General features: G+C 65.0%; 26 protein-coding genes. 15 read left to right on the plus strand and 11 right to left on the minus strand.

Annotated elements, in window-relative coordinates; genetic code table 11:
* Positions 1–7: 7 nt before the first annotated feature.
* Positions 8–880 (minus strand): oxidoreductase, encoded by an 873-nt coding sequence (locus AC1DMG_RS04080; RefSeq protein ID WP_441604537.1) that lies wholly within the window; start codon positions 878–880, stop codon positions 8–10.
* Between the two features lie 57 nt (positions 881–937).
* Here AC1DMG_RS04080 and AC1DMG_RS04085 point away from each other — a divergent pair, with 57 nt between their 5' ends.
* Positions 938–1,903, plus strand: a complete 966-nt coding sequence (locus AC1DMG_RS04085) for an AraC family transcriptional regulator (RefSeq protein ID WP_477179595.1) — start codon at positions 938–940, stop codon at positions 1,901–1,903.
* A 53-nt stretch (positions 1,904–1,956) separates the two neighbouring features.
* Here AC1DMG_RS04085 and AC1DMG_RS04090 read toward each other — a convergent pair whose 3' ends face one another.
* The gene (locus AC1DMG_RS04090) at positions 1,957–2,751 is read right to left on the minus strand and encodes an SDR family NAD(P)-dependent oxidoreductase (RefSeq protein ID WP_441604539.1); all 795 of its coding nucleotides are present in this window, start codon (positions 2,749–2,751) and stop codon (positions 1,957–1,959) included.
* Positions 2,752–2,953: 202 nt separating this feature from the next.
* On the opposite strand from AC1DMG_RS04090, the gene AC1DMG_RS04095 reads away from it, so the two are divergent.
* Positions 2,954–3,286, plus strand: a complete 333-nt coding sequence (locus AC1DMG_RS04095; RefSeq protein ID WP_441604540.1) for a putative quinol monooxygenase — start codon at positions 2,954–2,956, stop codon at positions 3,284–3,286.
* A 52-nt stretch (positions 3,287–3,338) separates the two neighbouring features.
* Here the strand turns inward: AC1DMG_RS04095 and AC1DMG_RS04100 are convergent, their stop codons facing one another.
* The 9 genes from AC1DMG_RS04100 to AC1DMG_RS04140 form a co-directional block, all read right to left on the minus strand.
* Positions 3,339–3,545, minus strand: a complete 207-nt coding sequence (locus tag AC1DMG_RS04100; protein ID WP_441604541.1) for a dodecin — start codon at positions 3,543–3,545, stop codon at positions 3,339–3,341.
* A gap of 96 nt (positions 3,546–3,641) precedes the next feature.
* Positions 3,642–4,529, minus strand: coding sequence for a GTP cyclohydrolase FolE2 (gene folE2 / locus AC1DMG_RS04105; RefSeq protein WP_441604646.1), 888 nt, complete (start codon positions 4,527–4,529; stop codon positions 3,642–3,644).
* Between the two features lie 67 nt (positions 4,530–4,596).
* Complete coding sequence (locus tag AC1DMG_RS04110) at positions 4,597–5,907, minus strand: S8 family serine peptidase (protein ID WP_441604542.1); 1,311 nt, start codon at positions 5,905–5,907, stop codon at positions 4,597–4,599.
* Positions 5,908–5,917: 10 nt separating this feature from the next.
* Positions 5,918–6,547, minus strand: a complete 630-nt coding sequence (locus AC1DMG_RS04115; RefSeq protein ID WP_441604543.1) for an anti-sigma factor — start codon at positions 6,545–6,547, stop codon at positions 5,918–5,920.
* A complete protein-coding gene (locus AC1DMG_RS04120) occupies positions 6,544–7,128 on the minus strand; it encodes a sigma-70 family RNA polymerase sigma factor (RefSeq protein ID WP_441604544.1) in 585 nt (194 codons plus the stop codon). Before AC1DMG_RS04120 ends, AC1DMG_RS04115 begins: the two co-directional genes overlap by 4 nt.
* A gap of 62 nt (positions 7,129–7,190) precedes the next feature.
* Entirely contained in the window at positions 7,191–7,838 is a 648-nt protein-coding gene (locus AC1DMG_RS04125) for a TorF family putative porin (RefSeq protein ID WP_441604545.1), read from the minus strand.
* A 281-nt stretch (positions 7,839–8,119) separates the two neighbouring features.
* Positions 8,120–8,476: a c-type cytochrome gene (locus AC1DMG_RS04130; protein ID WP_169748748.1), complete on the minus strand. Its 357-nt coding sequence runs from the start codon at positions 8,474–8,476 to the stop codon at positions 8,120–8,122.
* 64 nt (positions 8,477–8,540) lie between these two features.
* Entirely contained in the window at positions 8,541–9,875 is a 1,335-nt protein-coding gene (locus tag AC1DMG_RS04135) for a cytochrome C (protein WP_441604546.1), read from the minus strand.
* A gap of 52 nt (positions 9,876–9,927) precedes the next feature.
* Positions 9,928–10,536 carry a cytochrome b gene (locus AC1DMG_RS04140; protein ID WP_441604547.1) on the minus strand — a complete coding sequence of 203 codons (609 nt, stop codon included), beginning with the start codon at positions 10,534–10,536 and terminating at the stop codon, positions 9,928–9,930.
* A gap of 233 nt (positions 10,537–10,769) precedes the next feature.
* Here AC1DMG_RS04140 and AC1DMG_RS04145 point away from each other — a divergent pair, with 233 nt between their 5' ends.
* Genes AC1DMG_RS04145 through AC1DMG_RS04205 form a run of 13 tightly spaced genes read left to right on the plus strand, consistent with a single transcriptional unit; the run spans position 10,770 to position 23,461 of the window.
* Positions 10,770–11,207: a sugar 3,4-ketoisomerase gene (locus AC1DMG_RS04145; RefSeq protein WP_441604548.1), complete on the plus strand. Its 438-nt coding sequence runs from the start codon at positions 10,770–10,772 to the stop codon at positions 11,205–11,207.
* Positions 11,192–11,857 (plus strand): acetyltransferase, encoded by a 666-nt coding sequence (locus AC1DMG_RS04150; protein WP_441604549.1) that lies wholly within the window; start codon positions 11,192–11,194, stop codon positions 11,855–11,857. The genes AC1DMG_RS04145 and AC1DMG_RS04150 overlap by 16 nt, the downstream gene beginning before the upstream one ends.
* Positions 11,858–11,862: 5 nt before the next feature.
* Positions 11,863–12,807 carry a hypothetical protein gene (locus AC1DMG_RS04155; protein WP_441604550.1) on the plus strand — a complete coding sequence of 315 codons (945 nt, stop codon included), beginning with the start codon at positions 11,863–11,865 and terminating at the stop codon, positions 12,805–12,807.
* Positions 12,800–13,732, plus strand: a complete 933-nt coding sequence (locus AC1DMG_RS04160; RefSeq protein ID WP_477180197.1) for a GNAT family N-acetyltransferase — start codon at positions 12,800–12,802, stop codon at positions 13,730–13,732. The genes AC1DMG_RS04155 and AC1DMG_RS04160 overlap by 8 nt, the downstream gene beginning before the upstream one ends.
* On the plus strand, positions 13,732–14,844 hold the full coding sequence (locus AC1DMG_RS04165) for a DegT/DnrJ/EryC1/StrS family aminotransferase (RefSeq protein ID WP_441604552.1): 1,113 nt from the start codon (positions 13,732–13,734) through the stop codon (positions 14,842–14,844). Before AC1DMG_RS04160 ends, AC1DMG_RS04165 begins: the two co-directional genes overlap by 1 nt.
* Positions 14,841–16,091, plus strand: a complete 1,251-nt coding sequence (locus tag AC1DMG_RS04170; RefSeq protein WP_441604553.1) for an O-antigen translocase — start codon at positions 14,841–14,843, stop codon at positions 16,089–16,091. Before AC1DMG_RS04165 ends, AC1DMG_RS04170 begins: the two co-directional genes overlap by 4 nt.
* A gap of 2 nt (positions 16,092–16,093) precedes the next feature.
* A complete protein-coding gene (locus AC1DMG_RS04175; protein ID WP_441604554.1) occupies positions 16,094–17,038 on the plus strand; it encodes a glycosyltransferase in 945 nt (314 codons plus the stop codon).
* Entirely contained in the window at positions 17,035–18,213 is a 1,179-nt protein-coding gene (locus tag AC1DMG_RS04180) for a hypothetical protein (RefSeq protein ID WP_441604555.1), read from the plus strand. Before AC1DMG_RS04175 ends, AC1DMG_RS04180 begins: the two co-directional genes overlap by 4 nt.
* Positions 18,214–18,224: 11 nt before the next feature.
* Complete coding sequence (locus AC1DMG_RS04185) at positions 18,225–19,082, plus strand: Wzz/FepE/Etk N-terminal domain-containing protein (RefSeq protein ID WP_441604556.1); 858 nt, start codon at positions 18,225–18,227, stop codon at positions 19,080–19,082.
* Positions 19,083–19,136: 54 nt separating this feature from the next.
* A complete protein-coding gene (locus tag AC1DMG_RS04190) occupies positions 19,137–19,988 on the plus strand; it encodes a class I SAM-dependent methyltransferase (RefSeq protein ID WP_441604557.1) in 852 nt (283 codons plus the stop codon).
* A 4-nt stretch (positions 19,989–19,992) separates the two neighbouring features.
* Positions 19,993–21,222 (plus strand): amidohydrolase family protein, encoded by a 1,230-nt coding sequence (locus AC1DMG_RS04195; RefSeq protein ID WP_441604558.1) that lies wholly within the window; start codon positions 19,993–19,995, stop codon positions 21,220–21,222.
* On the plus strand, positions 21,222–21,923 hold the full coding sequence (locus tag AC1DMG_RS04200) for a class I SAM-dependent methyltransferase (RefSeq protein ID WP_441604559.1): 702 nt from the start codon (positions 21,222–21,224) through the stop codon (positions 21,921–21,923). The genes AC1DMG_RS04195 and AC1DMG_RS04200 overlap by 1 nt, the downstream gene beginning before the upstream one ends.
* Positions 21,924–21,946: 23 nt before the next feature.
* Positions 21,947–23,461, plus strand: coding sequence for a B12-binding domain-containing radical SAM protein (locus AC1DMG_RS04205; protein ID WP_441604647.1), 1,515 nt, complete (start codon positions 21,947–21,949; stop codon positions 23,459–23,461).
* Positions 23,462–23,476: the final 15 nt, after the last annotated feature.

Consider the following 23,476-nt stretch of genomic DNA (forward strand, 5'->3'; position numbering starts at 1 on the left):
GGCGTTGTCAGCCGTCCGTTGAACGGGTGATGGACTCCCATCGATCGATGTCCTCGCCGAGCAACGACAACTTCTGTCGCACCAGCTCGAGTGCATCGCTTCCCAGCAACAGGTGTGCTGGAGGCGAGTCATGGGCAATCAGCTCGAGCATGGCTCGTGCTGCTTTGACGGGATCACCAAGCTGCCGCCCGCTTTTTTGCTGGCGGGCTTCGCGGATGGGGTCGAACAGCCCGTCGTAGTCGGCAATGGAGCGGGGCGTGCGGACCATCGAGCGTCCTGCCCAGTCTGTGCGAAACGAGCCGGGGGCCACGGCTGTTACGGCAATGCCCAGGGGCTTCACTTCTTTGCCGACGGCTTCGGAAATGCCTTCGAGGGCAAACTTGCTGCCGCAGTAATAGGAGATGCCGGGCAGCGTGATATGGCCGCCCATCGAGGTGATGTTGAGGATGTGTCCCCGGCGGCGACTGCGCATGTAGGGCAGCACGGCCTTCATCATGGCCACGGCGCCAAAGACGTTCACATCGAACTGCCGTCGCATATCGGCCAGCGGCGACTCTTCCAGAATGCCTTCATGGCCATAGCCGGCGTTGTTGACCAGCACGTCCACCGGTCCCACGGTCTTCTCGATGTCGGCAACGACGCCATCGATGGCGTCGAAGTCAGTGACATCGAGCAGGCGCCCTGTGGCATCGCCGCCGGCAAGCGCTTTGAACTCCTCGCGCGCTTGCTCGTTTCGTACGGTCCCCACCACGCGATGCCCCATGGCCAGGGCCTCCTGGGCCAGGGCCCTGCCGAAGCCACTGCTGACTCCGGTAATCAACAACGTTTTGCTTGCCGACATGGCGACTGCACCTCGGGTTTGAATTTGGTGCTTGCACAATAGTGAATGACGGGAGGATATTTTACGTCTGATGTTCTTGAAGTATTGCCCATTCCTATGAGCCGACGCGTCTCATCCAAGCCCCAGGAGGTGCCGGTCGAAAGCCCATCGATGGGCAGCCTTGCTCGACAGCTTGCGCCGCAGGAGGGCTACAACCTCACTGCTTTGCCGGGGGTGCGAATCCTGCGTTCCGACCGCGCCCTGCACCGAACTCCGGTCTTGTACGACCCCGGCATCGTGATCGTGTGCCAGGGATGCAAGCGTGGCTATTTTGGCGACCAGGTCTATGTCTACGACGAGCAGCATTATCTGGCGGTTGGCGTGCCTGTCCCGTTTACGATGGAGTCGGACGGGACGCCGGAGCGTCCGCTTTTAGCCATCTATATGCATCTGGATTTCCAGGTCGCCGCCGATCTGATGCTGCAGATCGCCCAGCATCCCTCGCACGCCGTCCAGGATGCGCCCAGCAGCATGATGTCCAGCCCGATGGATCGGGCGTTGCAGACATCGGTAGTGCGCTTTCTTGAGGCATTGAATGAACCCCTGGACGCAGCGGTTCTTGGGCCCGGTCTCGTGCGGGAAATCTATTACCGCGTGCTCAGCGGGGCACAGGGTGCGGCGCTGCGCTCGACCCTGGAAATGCAGGGTGCTTTCGGCCGGATAGGAAAGGCGCTGCGCCACATCCATCTTGCCTACGCCCAGCCGATTCGTCTGGCGCAATTGGCCCGCGAAGCCGGCATGAGCGTGCCCACGTTCCACAGCCATTTCAGGTCGGTCACCCGGACATCGCCGATGCAATACCTGAAGTCCACGAGACTGCATCAGGCGCGACTGCTCATGGCTCGGCGGGACATGACGGCGGAAGCAGCCGCTTATGCCGTGGGATATGCCAGCGCGTCGCAGTTCAACCGGGAGTTCAAGCGCCTGTTCGGGCGCACGCCGGTGGCCGAAGTGCGGCGCATGCGCAACGACTTTGCGGTGCCCCCGATGCCAGCGGCATCGGACTTCGTTTCATCGCATTGAGGCTGCTGCGCCGACGGACGCCCGCATGATCGGGCGTCCGTCGAGCTTGCCGGTCAGGCGATCGAGCGCACCACGCCGCCGTCCACGCGCACCGATGCGCCGTTGGTGGCCGAGGCCTGTTCCGAGGCGAGATAGACCGAGAGATTGGCGACTTCCTCCACCGTGGCCAGGCGCTTGATCAGCGACGAGGGGCGATGGGTCTGGATGAAATCGCGCTCCACCTGATCCTGCGTGATGCCTTGGTCGCTGGCGATCTTGGCGAAGAAGTCGCCCACGCCTTCGGAGCGCGTCGGACCAGGGAGGATCGCATTGACGGTTACGCCGGTGCCGGCGAGCGACTCGGCCAGACCGCGCGACACCGCGAGCTGCGCCGTCTTGGTGGTGCCGTAGTGGACCATCTCGGCGGGAATCTGCAGGCCCGATTCGCTGGAGATGAACTGGATGCGGCCCCAGCCACGCTTGGCCATGCCCTGCGCATAGTGGCGCGAGAGGCGCACGCCGCTGAGCACATTCACTTCGAAGAAGCGCGTCCAGTCTTCATCGGGAATATCGAAGAACGCCTTGGGCTCGAAGATACCGAGGTTGTTGACCAGGATGTCCGCCTCAGGCACCTGTGCGATCAGCTGGCGCGCGCCCTCCGCGCTGCCCAGGTCGCCCGCCACGCCGGTGAGCCTGGCGTTCGGCACGGCGCTCTTGATGGTGGCGATGGCCTCGTCCACGCGGGCCTGCGTGCGGCCCGTGACGACGACGTGAGCGCCGGTGCCGGCAAGGCCGCTGGCGATGGCCAGGCCAATGCCGGCGGTGGAACCCGTGACAATGGCCGTGCGGCCGGTGAGGTCGATATGCATGCTTTTGACTCCGGAAGTAGGGGCGGAAAGGTGTGGTCGAACTGACCTGTCCGGGTCAGGTTGAGGCTGGCCACGTCAAGCGCAAGTCCACGCCGCGTCCCGTTCGATGAAATCGCATATGTTCATCGAAGGCCCCGGACGTGTTGGCATCGGGCGCGTCCGATCATGCATCACCCCTTCAACGCGTCCGAGTGTGATCCCCATGAACGAGACGATTGCCTTCATCGTGCGACTGCCGGCCAAGCATGCCCATGTGCGCGAACTCGAGCAGGGTCTGCTCGGCGTGCTTGATGCGATGGCAAGCGAACCGGATTTCGTCACCACTTATATGCATCAACAGCCCGACGATCCGGACACGTTCGTGTTGTATGAAGTGTGGGCGTGCAGCCGGGAGCATTTCATGCAGCATCACCTGGGCAAGCCGTATCGGCAGGCGTATGAGGCGCAGTTGGCGCAGTGGCTGCGGGCAGAACGGACCATCGACTTCCTGGATCTCAAGCGCAGCTATCACGCGGCGCCAGCGATGGCCGCGTGATCAACGCTGCGGTGGCAGGGCGCCTGTCGCCAATGCAGACAGGAAGCGCCCGCTATTCGATCGTGAAGCCGACCTTCAGCGTCACCTGCCAATAGGCCACCTGACCCTCGTCCACGTGCCCGCGTGTTTCGATCACGTGGAACCAGCGGATATTGCGGATCGTCTTGGAGGCATGCGCGATGGCGGTGCGGATGGCGTCATCACAGCTGGTCTTGGAGGAGCCGGTCAGTTCGATGGACTTGTAGACGTGGTCGGACATGCGCATGGTCTCCGTTGGGGTCCCATCCAGTGCATACCCACGCTCGCCAACGAGATGTGAAGGGCGGCACTGCCGCCCCGACATGCATGGCCCTGCTTATCGACGCTTGCTCGCGTACGCGACGGCGTCGTGCGCGTGCAGGCTCTCCTGGTGCTCCAGTCGCACATGGAAATCGGCGAGACGATCGTCGGCGTCCAGTACGCGCTGGATGCGGCGCGCGGCATCCTCGCAAAACATCAAATTGCCGCCGTTGGCGAGTGCGAAGGCCTGCTCGTCTTCGCGCTTGACCGCGGTCTGCACGGGCGTGCCGAGCGCCGCTTCCACCTGGTCGATCAGGCCGATCACATCCAGCGGAGCGCCGTGGGCGAGCCGTGCCGACACGTGCGCCACGCTGCGCTGGGCATGGGGCGTGGCCACGATGCCTTGCTCGCTGCCCAGCCAGGCGAACACATCGGCGTGCTGCACGGGCTCATGGGCAGGGAAGTCCTGCGCAAAACGCTGCTGGATCAGCTGGCGCGACAGCGCTGCCGAAGCAGGGCACGTCGATGAGTAGGTGATGTCGGTGGCCAGCGTCAGCTCGAAGCCCTCGTGACCAAGGGTGGCTTCGAGCGTGACCGGGTAGCTGCGCCAGCCGTAGTAATCGCTGCGCAGCGCCTTGCGCGGCGCCAACTGGTCGAAGCGCAAACGGATGCGCGCGCGATCGGCCAGCTCATGATGCGATTGCAGGAAGGCCCGCAGCAGCCGTTCCAGCGCAAACGGACTGAGCGCGGCAGCGCCCAGGTGTTCGTCGATCAACAGGTACAGGCGCGACATGTGGATGCCGCGGCGGTCGGTGCGCACCAGGTTGACGAAGGCATCCAGTCGCGCATGCACGCTTTGGATGTCTCCGTCGCCCGCGCCGATGCGCACGGGGGCGTCGATACCTGCCATGCCAACCCAGTCGAGTGGGCCGCCAAGATAGGGCTGGGCGGCGACATCGGGCATGCAGGAGGGGGATTCGGCAATCTGCTTCACGGTTGGGGATCCGCGATAAGGGAAGGAAACGGGGGCGTCAACGCCGCGAGGAACTGAGGTTCTTGTTGAGCGCGGTGACGGCGGCGGCAGCATCCACCTGACGCATGCCGCCCACCAGCTTGCTGCTGCTCAGCAGCAGCTCGCGGATGCTGCCTGGATCCAGGTTCGGCGATATCGACAGCAATAACGCAACAATGCCGCTCACATGAGCGGCAGCCATCGACGAGCCGGAGGTGAAATCGTAGCCCCCGCCGGGTTGAGTGGTCAGGATGTCGCTGCCTGGCGCGCTCAACACCTCGGGAGGCGCGGGCGTGGGCCCGCTCACGCGCACCACCAGCACACCGGGAGCGCTATCGGGAAACCCCCGGGTGCTGCCATTGGGCGGCATCGCGGCCACCACGATGCGCCGCTCCTCGAGCAGTTGCATCAACAGCTTGTTGAGCAGGGGATCGGACGGACCGCCCAGGCTGAGATTGATCACGCGCGCATCGGTATCGAGGATCGCGGCGAGCGCCTTGGCCAGGGTGAACGAGTTGCAGCGTGCGCCGGCTTCCACCGTGGTGGGGTACCAGCAAGCCTTGTAGCTGCTGATGATGGCTTTGGGCGCCATGCCCACGATGCCCACATGGTTGTCGCCGATGGCGCCGATGATGCCGGCGACTTCGGTGCCGTGCGCGTCGCGCTTGAACGCGGCATCGTCGCCATCCACTTCGTTGCTGGCGTCGTGGATGCGTCCTTGCAGGTCGGGGTGCGAGGTGTCGATGCCGGTGTCGACGATGGCGATCTCCACGTGATCGCCCTGGCTGCTGTTGTGCGCGAGCGCAGCGTCGGTCTCGACGAAGCCGCGTTGCAGGTCCGCATACGGATCGTTGTACTTGTGTGCGTCGTCGGTGTTCTGCGCGGAATACACGGTGTAATCCTGCAGCGGCTGGGCCAGCGCCACGCGTTCGTCCTTGGCCAGGGCGGCGAGCAGGTCATCCCGGCTCATGCCTGCGGGCGGTTCGAGCACGATGCAGTAGAGGCTCAGCGCCTTGATCGGCCAGCCTGCGACTTCATGCCAGCCGTAGTGCTCGCGCATGCTGTCGAGCATTGAAATGGCGCGCTGGCCCTTGCCGTAATTGGACGGCGGCGCATAGCCGAGCATGCTGGAGCCCGCGTGGGTCGGCGGCGGCTCCTGCGGGTTGGCCACCGCCAGCACGATGTCGCGCGAGCTGTTCATGCTGGCCACGTGGTCGCCGCCGGATGCGCCGGGGCCGACCGTCGCGCCAGGCAACGAGGAGGGGCGCGCCGCCGTGCACGCGCCCAACACCGTCATGGCCAGCAGTAGCAGCAGGGCGCGGATCTTCATGGGCACGTGTTCACGGACTCGTGGTGGCCGGTTCGGCAAGCCGGATGCCACGCATCGCGCGCAACTGCTGCAGCGTGTCCTGCGTGGCCGTCGCATGCTCCGGCACCACTGTGTACGCCCCCACATCGTTGGGGCCGCCCACCACCTGCAGCTGCAGCGAATGCAGCAGGTGGTCCCAGTCGGCCAGCTTCATGTTGGCGTCCGGCACCACGTGGATGGCGCCCGGCATGGCCACCGGCGATGGCTGGCTGAGGGTGCGATACGGTTGCGCAGCATCTTCGGACCACAGCTTCACGCCCAGCACGCCGATGCCCAGCGCCTGTACCAGCACGGCGGCCACCAGCGCACGCTGGAACCAGGTGCCGCTGCGCGCGTGCGCCGTGGTTTCCTGGACCTGGTCGTCGATGCGGGTCATCAGGCGCTTGAGGCCGACCTCCGGATCGAGCTGTACGTCCGTGGGTAGCGCAAGTGCAAGCCGCAACTGGCTCTGCTGCGCGAATTCCTCGCGGCAGGCCTCACATTGCGCAAGGTGCTCGGTGAGCCAGGCGCTCTGCTCCTGCGGGGCGCTGTCCTGCAGCACCCACGGCATCGCTTCCCAGGCTCGGGAACAGTCCCTGTCAGTATCCTTCGTCAACTTCATGGCACGCTCTCTTTCTGCGTGAGCTGGTCACCAGCCAAGGCTGGCAGTACGTTTCGTAATTTCACTCGGGCGTGGAACAGGCGCGCCTTCACCGTGCCCACCGGGCATTGCATGATGGTGGCCACGTCATCCAGCGTGTGGCCCACGCCATAAACCAGTTCCACCACCACGCGCTGGTCGGCCGACAGCCGCTCCATGCCCTTGCCCAGCCAGTCGCGCAGTTCGCGGTCCTCGCCGGGGTCGTGGGAGGGCATGCGGTCTTCGGGCATGCCTTCGTCGTCCACCGGTTCGTCGCCGCGCTGGCGCAGCGCCTTCAGGCCGCAGCGGTAGGCGATGCCGATGATCCAGGTGGACACCCGCGACTCGCCCTTGAAGCTGCCGGCCTTCTGCCAGACGATCCAGAAGCAGTCGTTGATGACCTCTTCGATCAGGTCGGCCCGCCGCGTCAGCCGCGACAGGAACCGGCACAAGCGTCCGTGATAGCTGCGGTAAAGCGTCGCCAGCGCGGCGCGGTCGCCCGCGACCATGCGTTGAAGCAGCAGGCGGTCTGTCTCGTCAGCGTCGATATCGGCGTCTTTCATGGCTAGAACTACCCATGGGGGTTACCACGTAAGTGCCCGCCCAGGCCGAAATGGTTGCGTGATCAAAAAGTGAACGAAATCGTGGCAACCCAAGGCGAGGCGGCCAAGTTTTCCGCCCGCATGGCATGGTCGACCACCATGCGATCGACCTCCACGCGCCACGGGCCCTGGCTCCAGATCAGGCCAAGATGCCCGTAGCCATAAGAGTTTACGCGGTCRCCGCCGTGATAGCCGTAACTGCTGTGGCCGTTGGGGTAGGTCACGTAATAGGGCACCTGGGCCTGGGCATAGCCGGCCCCCGCGGAAAACGAGAATTGCCAGGGCAAGGGCCAGTGGAAGCCCACGTCGGCGGCGCCGCGCAGCTTGTGGCTGCTGCTGCCGACGGGCTGGATGGCGGAGACGCCCAAGGTGAGCACGTCGCGGTAGATCCAGTTGGTGCTGGCTTCCACACGGTTGAAGGTGCCGCCGCCGCGGCTGGGATAGTCGTAGTAGATGAGCCCGGCCTGGAATTGCCAGTCCGGTGTCAGTCGCCAGTAATGGGATGCCTGCACGAAGGCTTCGGCCAGCGGCGAAAGATCGCGTACTTCCCCGCTGGCCGAGGCGCCGAAGACCCAGCCCGAGGGCAGGCTCACCGAGCCGGCCGCCTGCAGGATGGCGGTGTCGGGCGTAATCGCGAGGCCGCGATCCACCAGTTGGGAACTGAGCGCCACGGTGCCGCTCCAGGTCGCGGTCTGCGCCTGCGCCACTGGCCACGGCAGCCCGGCGCCCGTGGCCAGAGCCGCGAGCGCAAGGCGACGATGAAGCCGTCGCGGTATCACCTTCAGGCACCCACACCCGCACGCCGCGGAAGCTGGCCCGCCGCGGGAAGAGGTACCTGGCAATCACTGGCTAAAAAATCGACCTGCAACATCGGTCCTTTGAGCGAGCCGCGTCGGCGCCGTCCAAGGTTAGTAGGAGGAAGGCGTTTGTGCACACACCAGGCGCGGTGTTCTCAATGGTTCGATTGCAGATACGAGATCAGGTCGTCGAGCTGCTTGGCATCGTTGAGGCCCGAATACTTCATCTTGGTGCCGGGATTGGCCTGTTTTGCAGGCTGTGACAGGTACCAGTGCAGCTTGTCCTCGGTCCACACCCATTTCGCATTCTTCAGCGCATCGGAGTAGTTGTAGTCGGAAATGCTGCCGGCGTTGCGGCCCACGATGCCGAACAGGCTGGGTCCTTTCTTGTTCTTGCCTTCCCTGGGGCTGTGGCATTCGGAGCATTCCTGCTTGAACACATCTTTGCCGGCATCGGCGTCGCCGGCCAGCGCGGGCAGGGCGCCCGCGCCGTAGCACAACATACCGGTCATCAAGGCGCAGCGCGCCGCTCTTGCAAGCCTTGCTTTGGTCACGTCCAGGCTCCTAGGGGGGGTGTCAGAACGCAACACTTGCGCTCAAGGTGAAGGCGTTGAGATCTTTCGCATCGGTGATCAGCGCGCCGGGCGGTGCACCGAAAATGTTTGCGCTGGCGCCGTTGAAGCGCGTGAAGCGGTACCACGTGGCGGCGAGTTTCAGATTGGCAAGCGAGGTGAACGAGTCGTCCTTGCCAAACGGCGTCCAGTACAAGGTGATCATGTTGGCGGTGCTGTCGGGCTTGCCATAAGGCGGGTAACGCGCCGGGTCCTGGCTGCCCGTGCTGATCAGATGCGCCACCTGCAGCGCGTAGCTCTGCTTGAAGGTGTAGGTCACGCTCAGTGTCTGATCGCGTGCGTTGCCGTTGGGCTTGGCCATGATGCCGTTGATGGTCGGCGTGCTGCCATAGTCGCGTTGTTCCAGGATGTTCACGTAGCTCGCCTGGATGATGTTCTCGCGATTGCCCAGGAACTGGTAGGTGAGGTCGTAGCCCAGATCGGTGATGTCGTCGCTGGGTCCATTGCGAGGCAACTGGCGCTTGGTGGTGAGCGCCACCACGCCGGCGGAGAAGAACTGCCGCTTCATGTCCTTCATATAAGCGAAGCGGAAATAACCGGTATCGCTGATATGGCCCGGATCGCTGGCCGGGTTGAAACCCAGGTGATCCTGCACCGAGGTCGGCATGGTGTTGTAGGTGCCGACTTCGCCGTACCAGTCATTGTTGTAAAGGGCATACACGCTGCCGCCGATCACGCGGTTGTAAAGCGTGTTCGCGCTGGACAGGTTGAGCAGGGTGCCGGACACGGCCGGCGGGCCCAGGCCCGACGCATACGGCAGTGCGGAAATCGGATCGTCGAATCCGGGGCTGTTGTTGACGCTCACGCCGACGATGGTGTCCTTGCCGGCGACCTTCAGATCCTTCGCCACGAAGCGCAGGTCCAGGTTGCTCAGCTTGGTGTTGTAGTGATCGTCGCCGGTGTTTTCCGTCACCACCTTGACGAAGCCGCCCAAGTGATCGCTGATGCGGCCGGCGAGATAGACGTCCACCTCGGTGAGCTCGGTGGTGTTGTCGCCGCGCGCGGGCACGTTGTGCGCGCCGGTGAGCTGCGCCGCCACCGGAATCTTGGTGCCCTGGCCGTCGGTGTCGGTGTAACCGTTGAGTTTGAAGCGCATGCCGTAGGGCGTGAGTGCCGGGCCGTAGGCGCCGGCGTGGCAGTCGGCGCAGGCGTTGCCGGTCTGGCGGGCATAGGCAGGCACGGCATGGGCGCGGTTGCTGGCCAGCATCAGGCATGCAATCAGCAGGATCCACGGCGCATACGCGGCCCGGTGCAGGATTCGGGTCAGAGAGGGCGACATGAAAGCTCCTTGTCTCGGGTGGTGCGGCGGTAGGGGCGGGCTCCGACGCTCATCAGGGACGACGCTTCGGCAACATCATGCGTAGCGTTCGGTCACGCAGTACAAAGTGGTGCCACAACGCGGCGCCCGCGTGCAGCGTGATGAAGGCAAGCAGCACCCAGGCCACATCCTGGTGCCAGGTGGTCAGCGTGTCGGCGAGGTCTTCGTCGCTGGCCACCAGCGTCGGCAGGGTGAGGCCGAGAAAATGCACCGGCTTGTCCTCGGCATTGCTGAGCGCCCAGCCCAACAGCGGCTGGACCAGCAGCAAGACGTACAACGCCACATGCGTCGACCCCGCGGCGAGGCGGAGCAGGGCGGAGGTATTGCCCTCGCTGGGCAGCTTGCCCACGCGGAAGCGGTACGCGACGCGGGCCACAAAGAGCAACAGAATGAACAGGCCGAAATGACGGTGGCCTTCCAGCAGCCACAGCCGCAGGCTGCGACCGTCCACCTGGTCGCGCCACAGGATGAGGGTGGCGGCAACKATGAGAAACAGCACCGTCAGCCAGTGCATGACGACCAGGGCGCGTGGCCGCGTCGGCGCGTCCTCCTGCAGGCGAGGATCAACGCTGGGCGTCTCGTCGGCATGCGTTGCTGGCGGCGCGTCTTTCTGCCATTCCATGTCCAGACCTCTGCATCTCAATCGGGGGCATCCACCTCGCACGCGTCCCTCCGGGAACGACCTGGGGACAGGGGGCGCGTGGAATGAAACTCACTTTGTGCGGGTATGTGCCAGGAAGGCGCGGAAAGGTTGTCGGGGATCTGACGGCCCGCGCGTGAGGCAACCTTTCGCGATGGGGCTGGCACTCAGTTGCGTGGGTCGTCGTCGACGGCCCCTGAGCCCCGGCCGAGAACATGGAAATCGAACGCGTCCAGTTGCAGAAACATGGCGATCACGGCGGCATGCTCATTGCCCTTGAGCAAGACCGCAACGTGCCCTTCGAAATTCGTCGCGTGTATTACATCTTCGCGACCCAGCACGATGTGCACCGCGGCAAGCATGCGCACCGCCATCTGCACCAGCTTGCCGTGGCCGTGCGCGGCTCGGTCACCTTCATGCTCGATGACGGCACCGGGCCGGTCGAGGTAGTGCTCAACGACCCGTCGCAGGGCCTGCTGCTTGGCCGCATGGTGTGGCGCGAGCTATACGACTTCAGCGACGACTGCGTGCTGATGGTGCTGGCCGACCATCTTTATGACCCCGCCGACTACATCACCGACTACGACGAGTTCCTGCGCGAAGTGCGCGGTGTCGTCTTTGCCACGGAACTGGTCGCATGCCAAAGCGCCTAGTCCTGATCGGGGCGGGCGAGATGGCGCAGATCGCCTGCGAATACTTCGAGCACGACAGTGACTACGAAGTCGCCGGCTTCAGTGTCGAAAGGCAATACCTGACCCAATCCACGCTGGCTGACCGGCCGGTGGTTCCCTATGAAGAACTGGAGACGCATTACCCGCCGGGGGAGTTCGATGCGTTCGTGGCCATTCCCGCCAGCCAGCTCAACCGCCTGCGTACGCGCTTCTACCTAGACGCCAAGCGACGCGGCTACAACTTCGCCACCTATGTGAGTTCGCGCGCCTTCGTGTGGCGCAATGCAGAGATCGGCGAGAACAGTTTCATCTTCGAGAACAATGTGATCCAGCCATTCGTTCGCATCGGCAACAACTGCATCTTGTGGAGCGGCAACCACGTGGGTCACCGCACGGTGGTGCGCGATCACGTATTCGTCGCTTCGCATGCCGTGATTTCCGGCTTTTGCGAAATCGGCGAGAGCAGCTTCATCGGGGTCAACACCACTTTCAACGACCACATCAAGGTGGCCGCGGACAACGTGATCGGTTCCGGTGCGCTGGTGCATCGGGACACCGAGCAAGGGCGCATCTACGTCGGCTCGCCTGCCAAGGCGGTGCCGGACCGATCCAGCTTTGACGTGAGGCTCTGACGCCCATGGCGGCGTGGCGCAAGCAGGGGCTGGTATTTGATACCGCGCGGCAGGGCGTGGGCGGGTGGATGCGTCATTCCGCCCTGACGCCTACGCCGTGGCGACTGGATGACGAAACCATCCGCGTCTACGCGGGGTTTCGCGACGAGGACGGGGTCAGCCGCATCGGCTATGTCGACGTGCGAGCGAGCGATCCTTCAAAAGTATTGCGGGTCAGTGCGGAGCCCGTGCTCGACATCGGGCGCGGCGGCTGTTTCGACGACAACGGCATGATCCTGGGTGACATCGTGCAGGCGCCCGGTGGCCTGCATATGTTCTACGTGGGTTTCCAGCGCGTGGCACGCGCGAAGTTCCTGGCCTTCACCGGCCTGGCCGTGTCCACCGACGGCGGCGAGCATTTCGAGCGCGTGCAGGAAACCCCCATCCTCGACCGCGCGCCGGGACGCAGCACCATAGCGGCCGTGCACTCGGCCATGTTTGAGGGCGGGCAATGGCGCCTGTGGTATGCCGTGGGTGATGACTGGGAAGTCATCGACGGGCGTCCATTTCCCCGCTACCACATTCGTTGCGTGAGCACCGACGACCTCTCGCGTATCCCACGCGAGGACCACGTCTGCCTGCAGCCGCGAGGCAGCGAGTACCGCATAGGGAGACCGCGCGTGTATCGCATGAATGGCCGGTACGCGATGTATTTCACCCGCGGCAACGTCGGCGGCGATTATTTCCCTGGCGTGGCCTTCAGCGACGACGGCATCCACTGGGAACGCCGCGACGAGGCCCTGGGCATGGCCTTGTCCGAGAGCGGCTGGGACTCGCGGACCATCTGCTACCCGGCCTTGATCGAGCGCGGCGACGACGTACTGATGTTCTACAACGGCAACGACATGGGCCTGGATGGCTTCGGCGTGGCCGTGGCCCGCGAGCCGCTGGCGGGGATGGCGCATGTTTAGGCTGCGCCCGTATCGCGCCGAAGACGCCGCCGCGTGGGACGCCGTGGTGGGCCGTTCGCGCAACGGCAACTTTCTGCATCGACGCGGCTACATGGACTATCACGCCGATCGTTTCCTCGACAGTTCGCTGGTGGTGGAACGCGGCACCGAGATCGTCGCCGTATTTCCCGCCAGCCGTCGCGACAACGTGGTCACCAGCCATGGCGGCCTGACCTATGCCGGCCTGATTACTACCCACGACCTGCGCGCCGACTCCACCTTGTCGGTGTTCGAGATGATGGGCGAGCACTACCAGCAGGCGGCCGTGGATCGCCTGATCTACAAGGCGGTGCCGCATATCTTCCATGCCTATCCGTCGGAAGAGGATCTCTACGCCCTGCAGCGGGTGGGCGCCAACCTGAAGCGGCGCGACATCTCCTCGGTGGTGCCGCTGCAGCACGCCGTCGGGTTTTCCGAGGCGCGCCGGCGGKCGATCCGGCGTGCGCGTGCGATGGGCGTGGAAGTTCGTCGCAGCGACGATCTGGCCGGCTATCACGCGCTGCTTGGCGACGTGCTGCGCCGGCACGACGCCGTGCCGACGCACACCCTGGCCGAGCTGCAACTCCTGCGCTCGCGCTTTCCGGGACAGATCACCTTGCACGAAGCGCGGCAGGGCGATCTGCTGCTTGCCGGTGCGCTGGTCTACGACTTTGGCCGCACGGTGCATACGCAATACCTCGCCGCGTCGGAGGAGGGCAGGCGCGTCGATGCGCTGAGCCTGCTGCTGGGCAGCCTGGTCACCGAGGCCTATGCGGACCGCAGTTATCTGAGTTTCGGCATCTCGACCGAGCAGGAGGGCACGGTGCTCAACAGCGGCCTGATCGCGCAGAAGGAATCGTTCGGCGCCCGCGGCATCGTGCACGATATCTACGAGTGGGTGCTGTGATGGACGTGCCCTTTCTCTCCCTGCGCGACGTCAATGCCCGTTACGCCGACGAGCTGAAGGCGGCTGCGTCGCGCGTGATCGACTCGGGCTGGTACGTGATGGGTGATGAACTGGCCGCGTTCGAGCGCGAGTTCGCGGGGTACTGCGGCGTTGCCCATGCCGTGGGCGTGGGCAACGGTCTGGATGCCTTGTCGCTGATCCTGCGTGGCTACAAGGAACTCGGTGCGCTGCGCGACGGCGACGAAGTCATCGTTCCCGCCAACACCTTCATCGCCACCTTGCTGGCGATCACCGCCAATCAACTGGTGCCGGTGCTGGTGGAGCCGGATCCGGCGACCTTCAACCTTGATCCGCAGCGCGTGGAGGCGGCCATTGGCCCACGCACGCGCGCCATCATGCCGGTGCACCTGTACGGCCAGCTGGCGGATATGGCCGCGCTATCGGGCATCGCCGGCCAGCACAAGCTGCTGCTGATCGAAGATGCCGCCCAGGCGCACGGCGCCAGCAGCAAAGGGCAGCGCGCGGGCGCTTTCGGCGACGCGGCCGGATTCAGTTTTTTCCCGGCCAAGAACCTGGGCGCGCTGGGCGATGGCGGCGCCATCGTCACCAACGACGACGAACTGGCGGCGCGCGTGAAAGCCTTGCGCAACTACGGCTCGGAAGTGAAGTACCAGCATCTGTACCAAGGCGCCAATTCGCGACTGGATGAAATCCAGGCCGCCATGTTGCGGGTGAAGCTGGCGCATCTGGATGAGGAGGTGGCGATCCGCCGCGAAGTGGCCAGCCGCTATCGCGCAGGCATCGATCACCCCCGCATCGTGTTGCCGCGCGTCGAGAGCAATGAGCGCCACGCATGGCATCTGTTCGTGATTCGCTGTGGCCAGCGCGACGCGCTGCGCCGACATCTGGAAGCCCAGGGCGTGCATAGCCAGGTGCATTACCCGGTGCCGCCGCATCGCCAGGCGGCGTATCCGTCCTTGCACACGTTGAGCCTGCCCATCACCGAGCAGTTGCACGATGAAGTGCTGAGCTTGCCGATGGGGCCGACCATGAATGACCAGGCGATCGACCGCGTGGTCGCCGCCTGCAATGCATTCGAGCGTGCGCCATGAACATCCTGCGCGCCGGTTTCTATGCCTCCTTCGCCACCGCGGCAAAACTGCTCGCGGGCCTGGTGATACTCAAGCTGGTGGCGTGGATGGCGGGGCCGGAGGGCGTGGGCCGGCTGGGCCAGTTCATGAGCCTGATGTCCATGCTGGCGGTGCTGGCCGGCGGCGGCATCAGTGCGGGCGTGGTCAAGTACGTCGCCGAATATCGGGATCATCCCGAGCGCCTGTCGCGTCTGCTGTCAGCCGCGCTGTGGTATGCGCTGTGTGCGTCCTGCCTGATCGGCTGTCTCGGCCTGCTGCTCAGCCGGCAACTGGCCGGCTGGCTGCTGGGCGATATCCGCTATCAGGGCTTGATTGCCGTGCTGGCGGCTGCGCAATTGGGCATTGCGCTGATCAACTACATCCTTGCCGTGATCAATGGCTTCATGGATGTGAAGCGCCTGGCCTTCGTGCAGGCGCTGGGTTCGTTGCTAAGCATCGTGGTGGCCTTGCTGCTGGCGCGCTGGCTGCAGCTCTACGGCGCGCTGCTGGCGCTCGTGATCGGGCAACTGCTGGTGCTCGCCGTGGGCCTGCCGGCGTGGTGGCGCAGCCCGTATTTCCACCGCGGCATGTTGCGCATTCGTTTTGACCGCGACATGACGCTGCGGCTGGCGACCTTCTCGGTGATGACGCTGACCTCCGCGCTGGTGCCGCCGCTGGTCAATATCGCCGTGCGCGATCATCTGGCCGCGCAGTTCGGCTGGGGGCAGGTGGGTTACTGGCAGGCGGTGAGCAAGGTGTCGGACGCCTATCTGTTGTTCCTCACTACCGCCATCAATGTCTACTACCTGCCGAAACTGGCCTCGACCCACGAGCGCGCGCCGCTGCTGGCGGAACTGCGCCTCGCCTATCGCTACATCATGCCGGCCGTGCTGCTGCTGGCGGTGGGCATCTATGTCTGCCGCGGCTGGGTGACGGCGCTGCTGTTCAGCGCGGATTTCTCCGCCGCCAACAGCCTGTACGCGCCGCAGCTGGTCGGMGACGTGGTGAAGATCGCCTCGTTCGTACTCTCCTACGTGATGCTCGCCAAGGCCATGACGCGGCTGTTTGTGGCTTCGGAATTCGCCTTCGCGATCAGCTATGTGGTGCTGGTGTACCTGTTCACCGCGCGCTTCGGGCTGGTCGGGGCGATGTACGCATTTACGGTGAACTACGCGCTGTACCTGGTCTTCAACGTGATCGTGGTTCGCCGCTACCTGAGGGAGCTATGACGATGAACGACGCCAACTCGACGGGGGCGCGCATGCCGCTGGTCTCCATCCTGGTGCCCGCGTTCAATCACGAGCGGTTCGTGGAACGCTGCCTGGACAGCGTGCTGGAGGATCCGTACCCGTGCAAGGAAATCGTGATCATCGATGACGGTTCCACGGACGATACGGGTCTGCGCATTGCCGCGTGGATCGCCAGGCACGGCAACGACGTGCCGGTGGAGTACGTGCGTCGCGCCAACAAGGGCGTGGCGGCCACGCTCAACGAGCTGGCGGCGCGGGCGCGTGGCGAATTTCTGCGGCTGGGCGCGAGCGACGATTACCTGCTGCCGGGCGGCCTCGACGCGCAGGTCGACTATCTGCTGGCGCATCCCGACAAATGGGCGGTGATCGGCGATTCGGAAGTGGTGGATCAGGACGGACATCGCCTGTACGACAGCGGCATGCGCGACCTGCACCACGCGGACAAGGGGCTGTATGGCAGTGCCGAGGGCATCCGCCGCGCGGTGATCACCCAGTGGGCCATCGGTGGGCCGGTGACGCTGGTGCGCCGCCGCGCGCTGGAAACCGTGGCCGGCTGGAGCGAGACCCTGCGTATCGACGACTGGGATTTCTTCCTGCGCCTGGCCGCGCATGATGCGATCGGCTTCATCGATCGCAATGTGTGCGCCTACCGCATCCATGGCAACAACTTGAGCCGCACGCGCGACACGCGTACGCGCATCCATAACCTGATGGAGGCGCGCGACGTGGCCATCCGGCGCTCGGCCATGTTCGAAGAGCCGTATCGCACCCTGCTGCTGGCGCAGTCGCATCACATGGGCGCCAAGATCGCCTTCCTCGAGCGACGGGTGTGGGCGGTGGGCGTGCACATGGCGGGCTACGCCTTGCTGAGGTTGATGTCGCGCACGCGCAGCCGCTGGCCGCACCACCAACTGGAGCGGGCATGAAACAATTGCTGCGCCTGCCGTCGTTCTATATCAGCTTTCCGCTGCTGCTGACCTGCGGGCTGACCCTGCTCAGCTACGACCTGCCGCCGGATTACCTGCAGGGCATCCTGTTGCTGGCGGTGATGGCGGTCGCCATCTTTGTGTTCGATGCGGTGGCTGGCATACGGCTGCCGCGCAGCACGGTGTTCCGTCATCGCGATTACGTGGGCACGCGCGACGGCCTGGTCGCGCTGCTGTTTGCCGGCTTGATCGTGGTGTTCTGCGCGCTCGATCTCACCCTGTTTCCCATCCCGTTGTTCGCGACGCCGTCGGCCTACGCGAACATGGAGGGCGGTCGCGATCATATCCGGCACGTATCGGACATGTGCTGGGTGCTGCCACCCATCGGCCTGCTCTGCGCGCGCAACAAGTGGCTGCGTGCGGCGCTGGTGGTGGCGGGTTTGCTCTTCCCGGTGCTGGTGATCGATCGCAACCGCATCTTCGCCGCCTTGTTCTCGATGGCGCTGATCTTCCTGTTCCGTCGCGACGACGCGCGCCCCTTGCCGTGGAAGACCGTCACCGTGCTGGCGGTGGGCGGGGCGGTGATGTTCTCGGTGTTGGGCATCCTGCGTTCGGGCACGCTCGACTACGTGACGCTTCCCTTCAGCGACATGTACAAGGCCTCGCCGCAAGGCGTGAAGTGGTTGCTGCTCTACGCCAGCGCGGGGCCGTACAACTTCGGCTCCATTCTCGCCAAGCACTACACGGACAGTCATTTCCTGATCAATCAGCTGGTGCCGATGTCCGGTTCGATTGCCACGGCCGGCACGGGCATCCCGCTGGATGCAGCGAACATCAACGTGGGCACGGAGTTCTTTCCGTTCCTGATGGCGTTCGGCCCCGTCGGCGCCGTGGGATCGATGGTGGCGCTTTACGCGTTGCTACTGTGGAGCGTGCGGCGGTTGCAGCCCACCGTGCCRCTGTTTGGCTGGCTGATCTTTCTGCGCGTGTCCTATACCTGCCTGATGGCGCCGTTCGCGCCGCAAGCCTTCACCTGGACCAATGCCGGTTTCATCCTGCTGTGCCTGCTGATGCAGCTGATTGCGGCGCTGCTGCCGAACCGCCGGCACGCCCGTCCCCAACACTCCCATGCCCACGCGCTGCCGAGCGGCGTGGTCCCACCTTCTCTTCCATGAGTCACGCCATCATGCAAAACGACGAAGTCTACGTAATGGATCTATGGCACATCCTGGCGCGCGAATGGGCGTGGTTCCTGGCCGGCCTGCTGGTGGTGCTGCTGGCGGTGTTTGCGTATGCGCACACGGCGCGACGACAGTGGGAAGCCACGGCGTTCATCCAGATCGGGCAGGTGCCGGCGCTTCAGGGTACCGATCCCAAGGTGGAGCCCCTGGCGCGCGTCCTTGAACGTCTTCAACTGGTGCCGTTCCAGAACCACGTACTGGCCAATCTGGGCATCAAGGAAGACGCGCCGGAAGCGAAGCTGTATCGCAAGAGCGTGAAACTGGATCCCTTGCCCTATGCCGGCCCCCTGATCAAATTCAGCGTGCGCGGCTGGTCGCCCGAGCAGGCGCGCAAGTTCGCCGAGGCCACCGTGGCGGAGTTGCAGGTCGTGCATCAGGCCTTGATGGCCAAGCCGCTGGCATTGACCCAGGCGCGCCTGGATGAAGTGAGTGCGGACCTGAAGGCGGCCGAGGCCGAACGCAGCCAGTTGTTGCAGGCGGCCACGCCGGCAGGTGCCCATGACAAGGATGCGCAGGGCGCGGGCGTCGCCTCGATGCTGTTGACGGCCACGGATGCGCAGATCCGCGAGCTGCGCCAGACGCAGGGCGAGCTCAGCGTGCGCCTGGCCCATAACTTCACCTACCAGACCTCGCTGATGTGGCCGGTTTACGTGCCTCAAGGGCCGGCATCCCCGAATCTTGCGCTGATCTGGGGCATGGGCGTGCTGTTTGGCCTGTCGTTGGGCGTGTTGGCTGCGATCGTGCGCAATGCGCTGCGCCGCGCGCATGTCGCCACGGTCTCATTCAACCAAACACACGCCTGACGGCACCTACAACGGACCGCATGCGCGGTCGCATCGATCAACCTGCAAACACTGTTGGAATCAGCCATGGAACAAGCGAGCCGGCGCCCCCTGGAAGCCACCTTGAACGAGGCGCAACTGCTCGACACGCAGCGCGCCTTCGACAGCGTGGCCGCCGACTACGACGGTCCGCGCGGCAACAATGAGCTGATCCAGCGCATGCGCGTCACCCTGTGGAATACCGTCTGCCGCGAGGTGCCGGCCAACGGCCAGCTGCTGGACATCGGCTGCGGCACGGGGATCGATGCGCTGGAATTCGCCGGCCGCGGTTACCAGGTGGTGGCCACCGACTGGTCGCCGGCGATGGTGGGACGCACGCGCTCGCGCGCCGCCGTGGCGGGTCTGGAATCGCATGTGGAGGCCAGGCATCTTGGCGTGCAGCAACTGGATCAGCTGCAGGAACAGTTCGACGGCATCTATTCCAATTTCGGTCCGCTCAATTGCGCACCCGACCTGCACGCGGTGGCCGAGCAGTGCGCACGGCTGCTCAAGCCCGGCGGCAAACTGATCTTCTCGGTGATCGGACGCATCTGTCCGTGGGAAATGGGGCACTACGCGATGCGTGGACGCTTCCGCCGCGCCAGCGTGCGCGGCACCCGCGGTCCCGCTGCGGTGGGCATGAACAAGCACACGATCTGGACTTATTACTACCTGCCGCGCGAGTTCTACCGGGCGTTCGCCGATCTGTTCACACTGGACGACTATCGCGCGCTCAGCCTGTTCATGCCGCCGCCCTACCTGGTGGACTACTACCGTCGCCGCAAGCCCTGGTACGAGAAGTTGGGCCGACTCGACGACCGCCTCGGCGCGCTGCCCTTGCTGCGCGACATGGGCGATCACTTTCTGATCGTGATGCGCAAGCGCTGACGCCATGGACGCCTGGTTCGCTCGAACCCATGCCAGTCTCTGCGGAGCGGCATGCGTCGTGCCTGAGGGCATCACGCGCGGGCCATTGCGGATACGCGGCAGCCGCATCGACGCCTCGGTGCCGGCCTGGGCGCATCGCATCGACCTGCGCGATCACCTGATTTTTCCAGGCCTGATCAACTCGCACGAACACCTGCAGGTGAATGCCGTGCCGCCGTTGCCGGGCGCGCAGGTATTTCCCAACAGCTACGCGTGGATCGAGGCGTTCCAGTCGCACTTCGGCGATGCGGCCGTGTTGGCGGCCCTGCGCGTGCCCAAGGCGCTGCGCCTGCGCCACGGCGCACTGAAAAACCTGTTGGCCGGCACCACCTGCGTGGCGCACCACGATCCCTGGCACGAGGCGCTGGACGCGGAGGATTTCCCGGTGGCGCTGCTGCGCGACTACGGCTGGAGCTATGCGCTGGGCTGGAGCTCGTACGGGCCGCCGGTGCAACAGAGCTTTGCGCAGACGCCGATCGACCAACCCTGGATGATCCATCTGGCCGAAGGCAGCGATGCCACGGCGCAGGGCGAACTGGCGGAGCTGGACGAGCTGGGCTGTCTGGCGGGCCACAGCGTGCTGGTACATGGCGTGGGCATGCGCGAGCAGGATATCGATCGGGTGATCGAACGCGGCGCGGGCGTGGTGTGGTGTCCCACCAGCAATCAACGTCTGTTGGGCCGCACGCTGGATCCTCGTCGCCTGGCCGAGGCGGGACGTCTCGCGCTGGGTACGGATTCCCGGCTCAGCGGTTCGCGCGACCTGCTGGAGGAATTGCGGGCTGCATCGATGCACGCAGACCTCACCCCACAACAGTTGCTTGGCCTGGTCTCCACCGATGCATCGCGACTGCTGCGCCTGCCATGGCACGGCAGCCTGCAGGCTGGCGCGAACGCCGATCTGCTGATCGTGGAAGACCGCGGCGGCGACCCGCAGGCGAGCCTGCTCGGACTGGAGCGCAGCGACATCCGCGCGGTGGTGCGCGACGGTCTGCCGCGCATTGCCGATACCGACTTTGCCGACTGGTTTGCCGTGGCGGGCGTGGAGACCGTGTCAGTGCTGCTGGATGGTCGTCCCAAATTGCTGGCCAAGGCGCTGGCCGATCCCGAGTTGCTGGCGCTGGAACCGGGGCTCGAACTTGCCACGGTGCGCCACGCGCCGGTCAACGCTGTATCCGTCGAGGCGCGCTGCTGATGCTGCACCACACTCCCATCCTCGATCCCTCCGACGCGTATGCGCTGTGGGCTCCCAGCTACCCGGCGCGGGCGCACAACCCGGTGATGCTGGCTGAAGAACGCGCCATGCTCAGCCTGCTGCCGCAGGATTTCAGCGGACGCAACGTGCTCGACGCCGGCTGCGGCACCGGCCGCTATATGCGGCATGCAGTGCAGCGCGGCGCCGCGCGCGTGGTGGGCGTGGACCTGTCGCCCGACATGTTGATGCGCGCTCACGATGAACTGGGCAACGTTCGTCGACGCGCCTCGATCGAATTGATGCAGGGCAGCCTGGACCAGCTGCCGGTCACCGACGCCTGGGCAGACCTGACCATCTGCGGACTGGCCGTGGGCCATGTCGAACAATTGGAGCCCGTGCTCGCCGAGCTGTGCCGCGTCACCCAGCCGGGCGGCATGGTGTTGTGCAGCGACGTCCATCCGATCGGCCATGCGCTGGGCTGGTTGCGCGACTTCAAGGCCGAGGGCCGTCGCTACGCCGTGCGCCACACGGCCCATCTCTACAGCCACTGGCACGCTGCCTGCGGCAGGCTGGGCCTGGATATCGGCTGCGTGCTCGAACCCATGCTCGACCCCACCGATATTCCGCCCGGCGCGCATTTCGACCGCGCCGCGCTGGAGGTGCCGGTCGCCCTTATTTTCCAGCTGTGGCGCAAGCCATGATCACCGCCACGACACGTCCGCCCATGAACCACGCGCCGCACACGATTCTGATCAACCCGACCATCACGTCGCGTTCCAGCGCGCGCTTTCCGCTGTCGTTGCTGCACCTGTCGACCTCGCTCGATCGTGCGGGCAGTAGTCGCATCATCGACGGCAATATGGAGCGCGACTTCGTCCAGCGCACGCTGCACGCGCTGGATGAAGGCCACTGCACGGCGGTCGGCATCAGCGTGATGGGCGGCCCGCAGATCGAGCCGGCCATCGCGGTGTCACGCGCGATTCGCGCGCATCGGCCCGACGTGCCCATTGTGTGGGGCGGCTATTTTCCCACGCTCTATACCGAGACGGCGCTCCGTGCGCCGTACGTGGATTACGCGATACGCGGGCAGGGCGAAGACAGCCTGCCGGAACTGGTCGCCGCCCTGCATGCGGGCGATCCGGACAAGCTTTCCACCATCAACGGCCTGTCTTGGCTCAAGGATGGCGAGCTGGTCAACAACACGAGCCGGCCGTTCTCCCGCAATGGGCCGCCGACGGTATTGCCGTACGAGAAGCTCGGCGATCCCAGCCGCTATCTGGCGCGTACGTTCCTCGGTCGTCGCACGGCTGCGCATCAGGCGTCGGTGGGTTGCCGATTCCGTTGCACGTTCTGTGGCGTGGCCGCGATGTTTGGCGGCGCCACCGCGCTGCCGCCGCTAGAGCGTCTGGAACGCGATCTCAAATACCTGAAGTACGAGCTGGGCGCCGATTCCATCCAGTACTTCGACCACAATTTCTTCGACCGCGAGCAGGACATGATTCCGCTGCTGGAAATCATGGCGCGCTATGAGCTGCCCTGGTGGTGCTATGCGCGCGCGGATGCCTTGCTCAATCTCTCCGAGAGTACCTGGAAGCTGGTGCGCAAGAGTCGCCTGCGCATGGCCTACATCGGCGCGGAATCGGCGAGCCCGACCATGCTGAAGGAAATCCGCAAAGGCACGCGTCCGGACCAGACGCTGGCGGTGGCCGAGCTGTGCCGGCGGCATGGGGTGATCCCCGAGCTGTCCTTCATGGTCGCGCCGCCGGAGAACTCCGAAGAGGAGACCGAGCATACGTTCGAGTTCATCCGCGAACTCAAGCGCGTCAATCCGCAATCGGAAATCATCGTCTACGTCTATACGCCGCTGCCGGAAAGCAGCAAGCATGAGAAGGATCGCGGCAAGCGTGCTTCCACGCCGCTGCTCGACCTCAACGGCGAGCCCCTGGTGTTTCCCTCGACACCGGAGGAATGGACGCAGAAGCGGTGGGTGGACTACGCCTGCCATGCGGATGCGCCATGGGTGACCGACAAGCTGCGTCAACGCATCCACGATTTTGTCACCGTGCTTCGCTGCCGTTATCCGACTGTGCAGGACCTGCGTTCGCCGACCTGGGCCAAGCGCACGCTGTCCGCGGCGGCCTCGTGGCGCTACCGGATGCGTCGCTACGACCGGCCGTGGGAGTTGAATCTCGCCAACCGCCTGGTGCGCCTGCGCATGCCTCAGGTTTCGGGACTCTGACCCGTGCCATTGCAT

Source organism: Dyella sp. 01N36 (assembly GCF_056399745.1).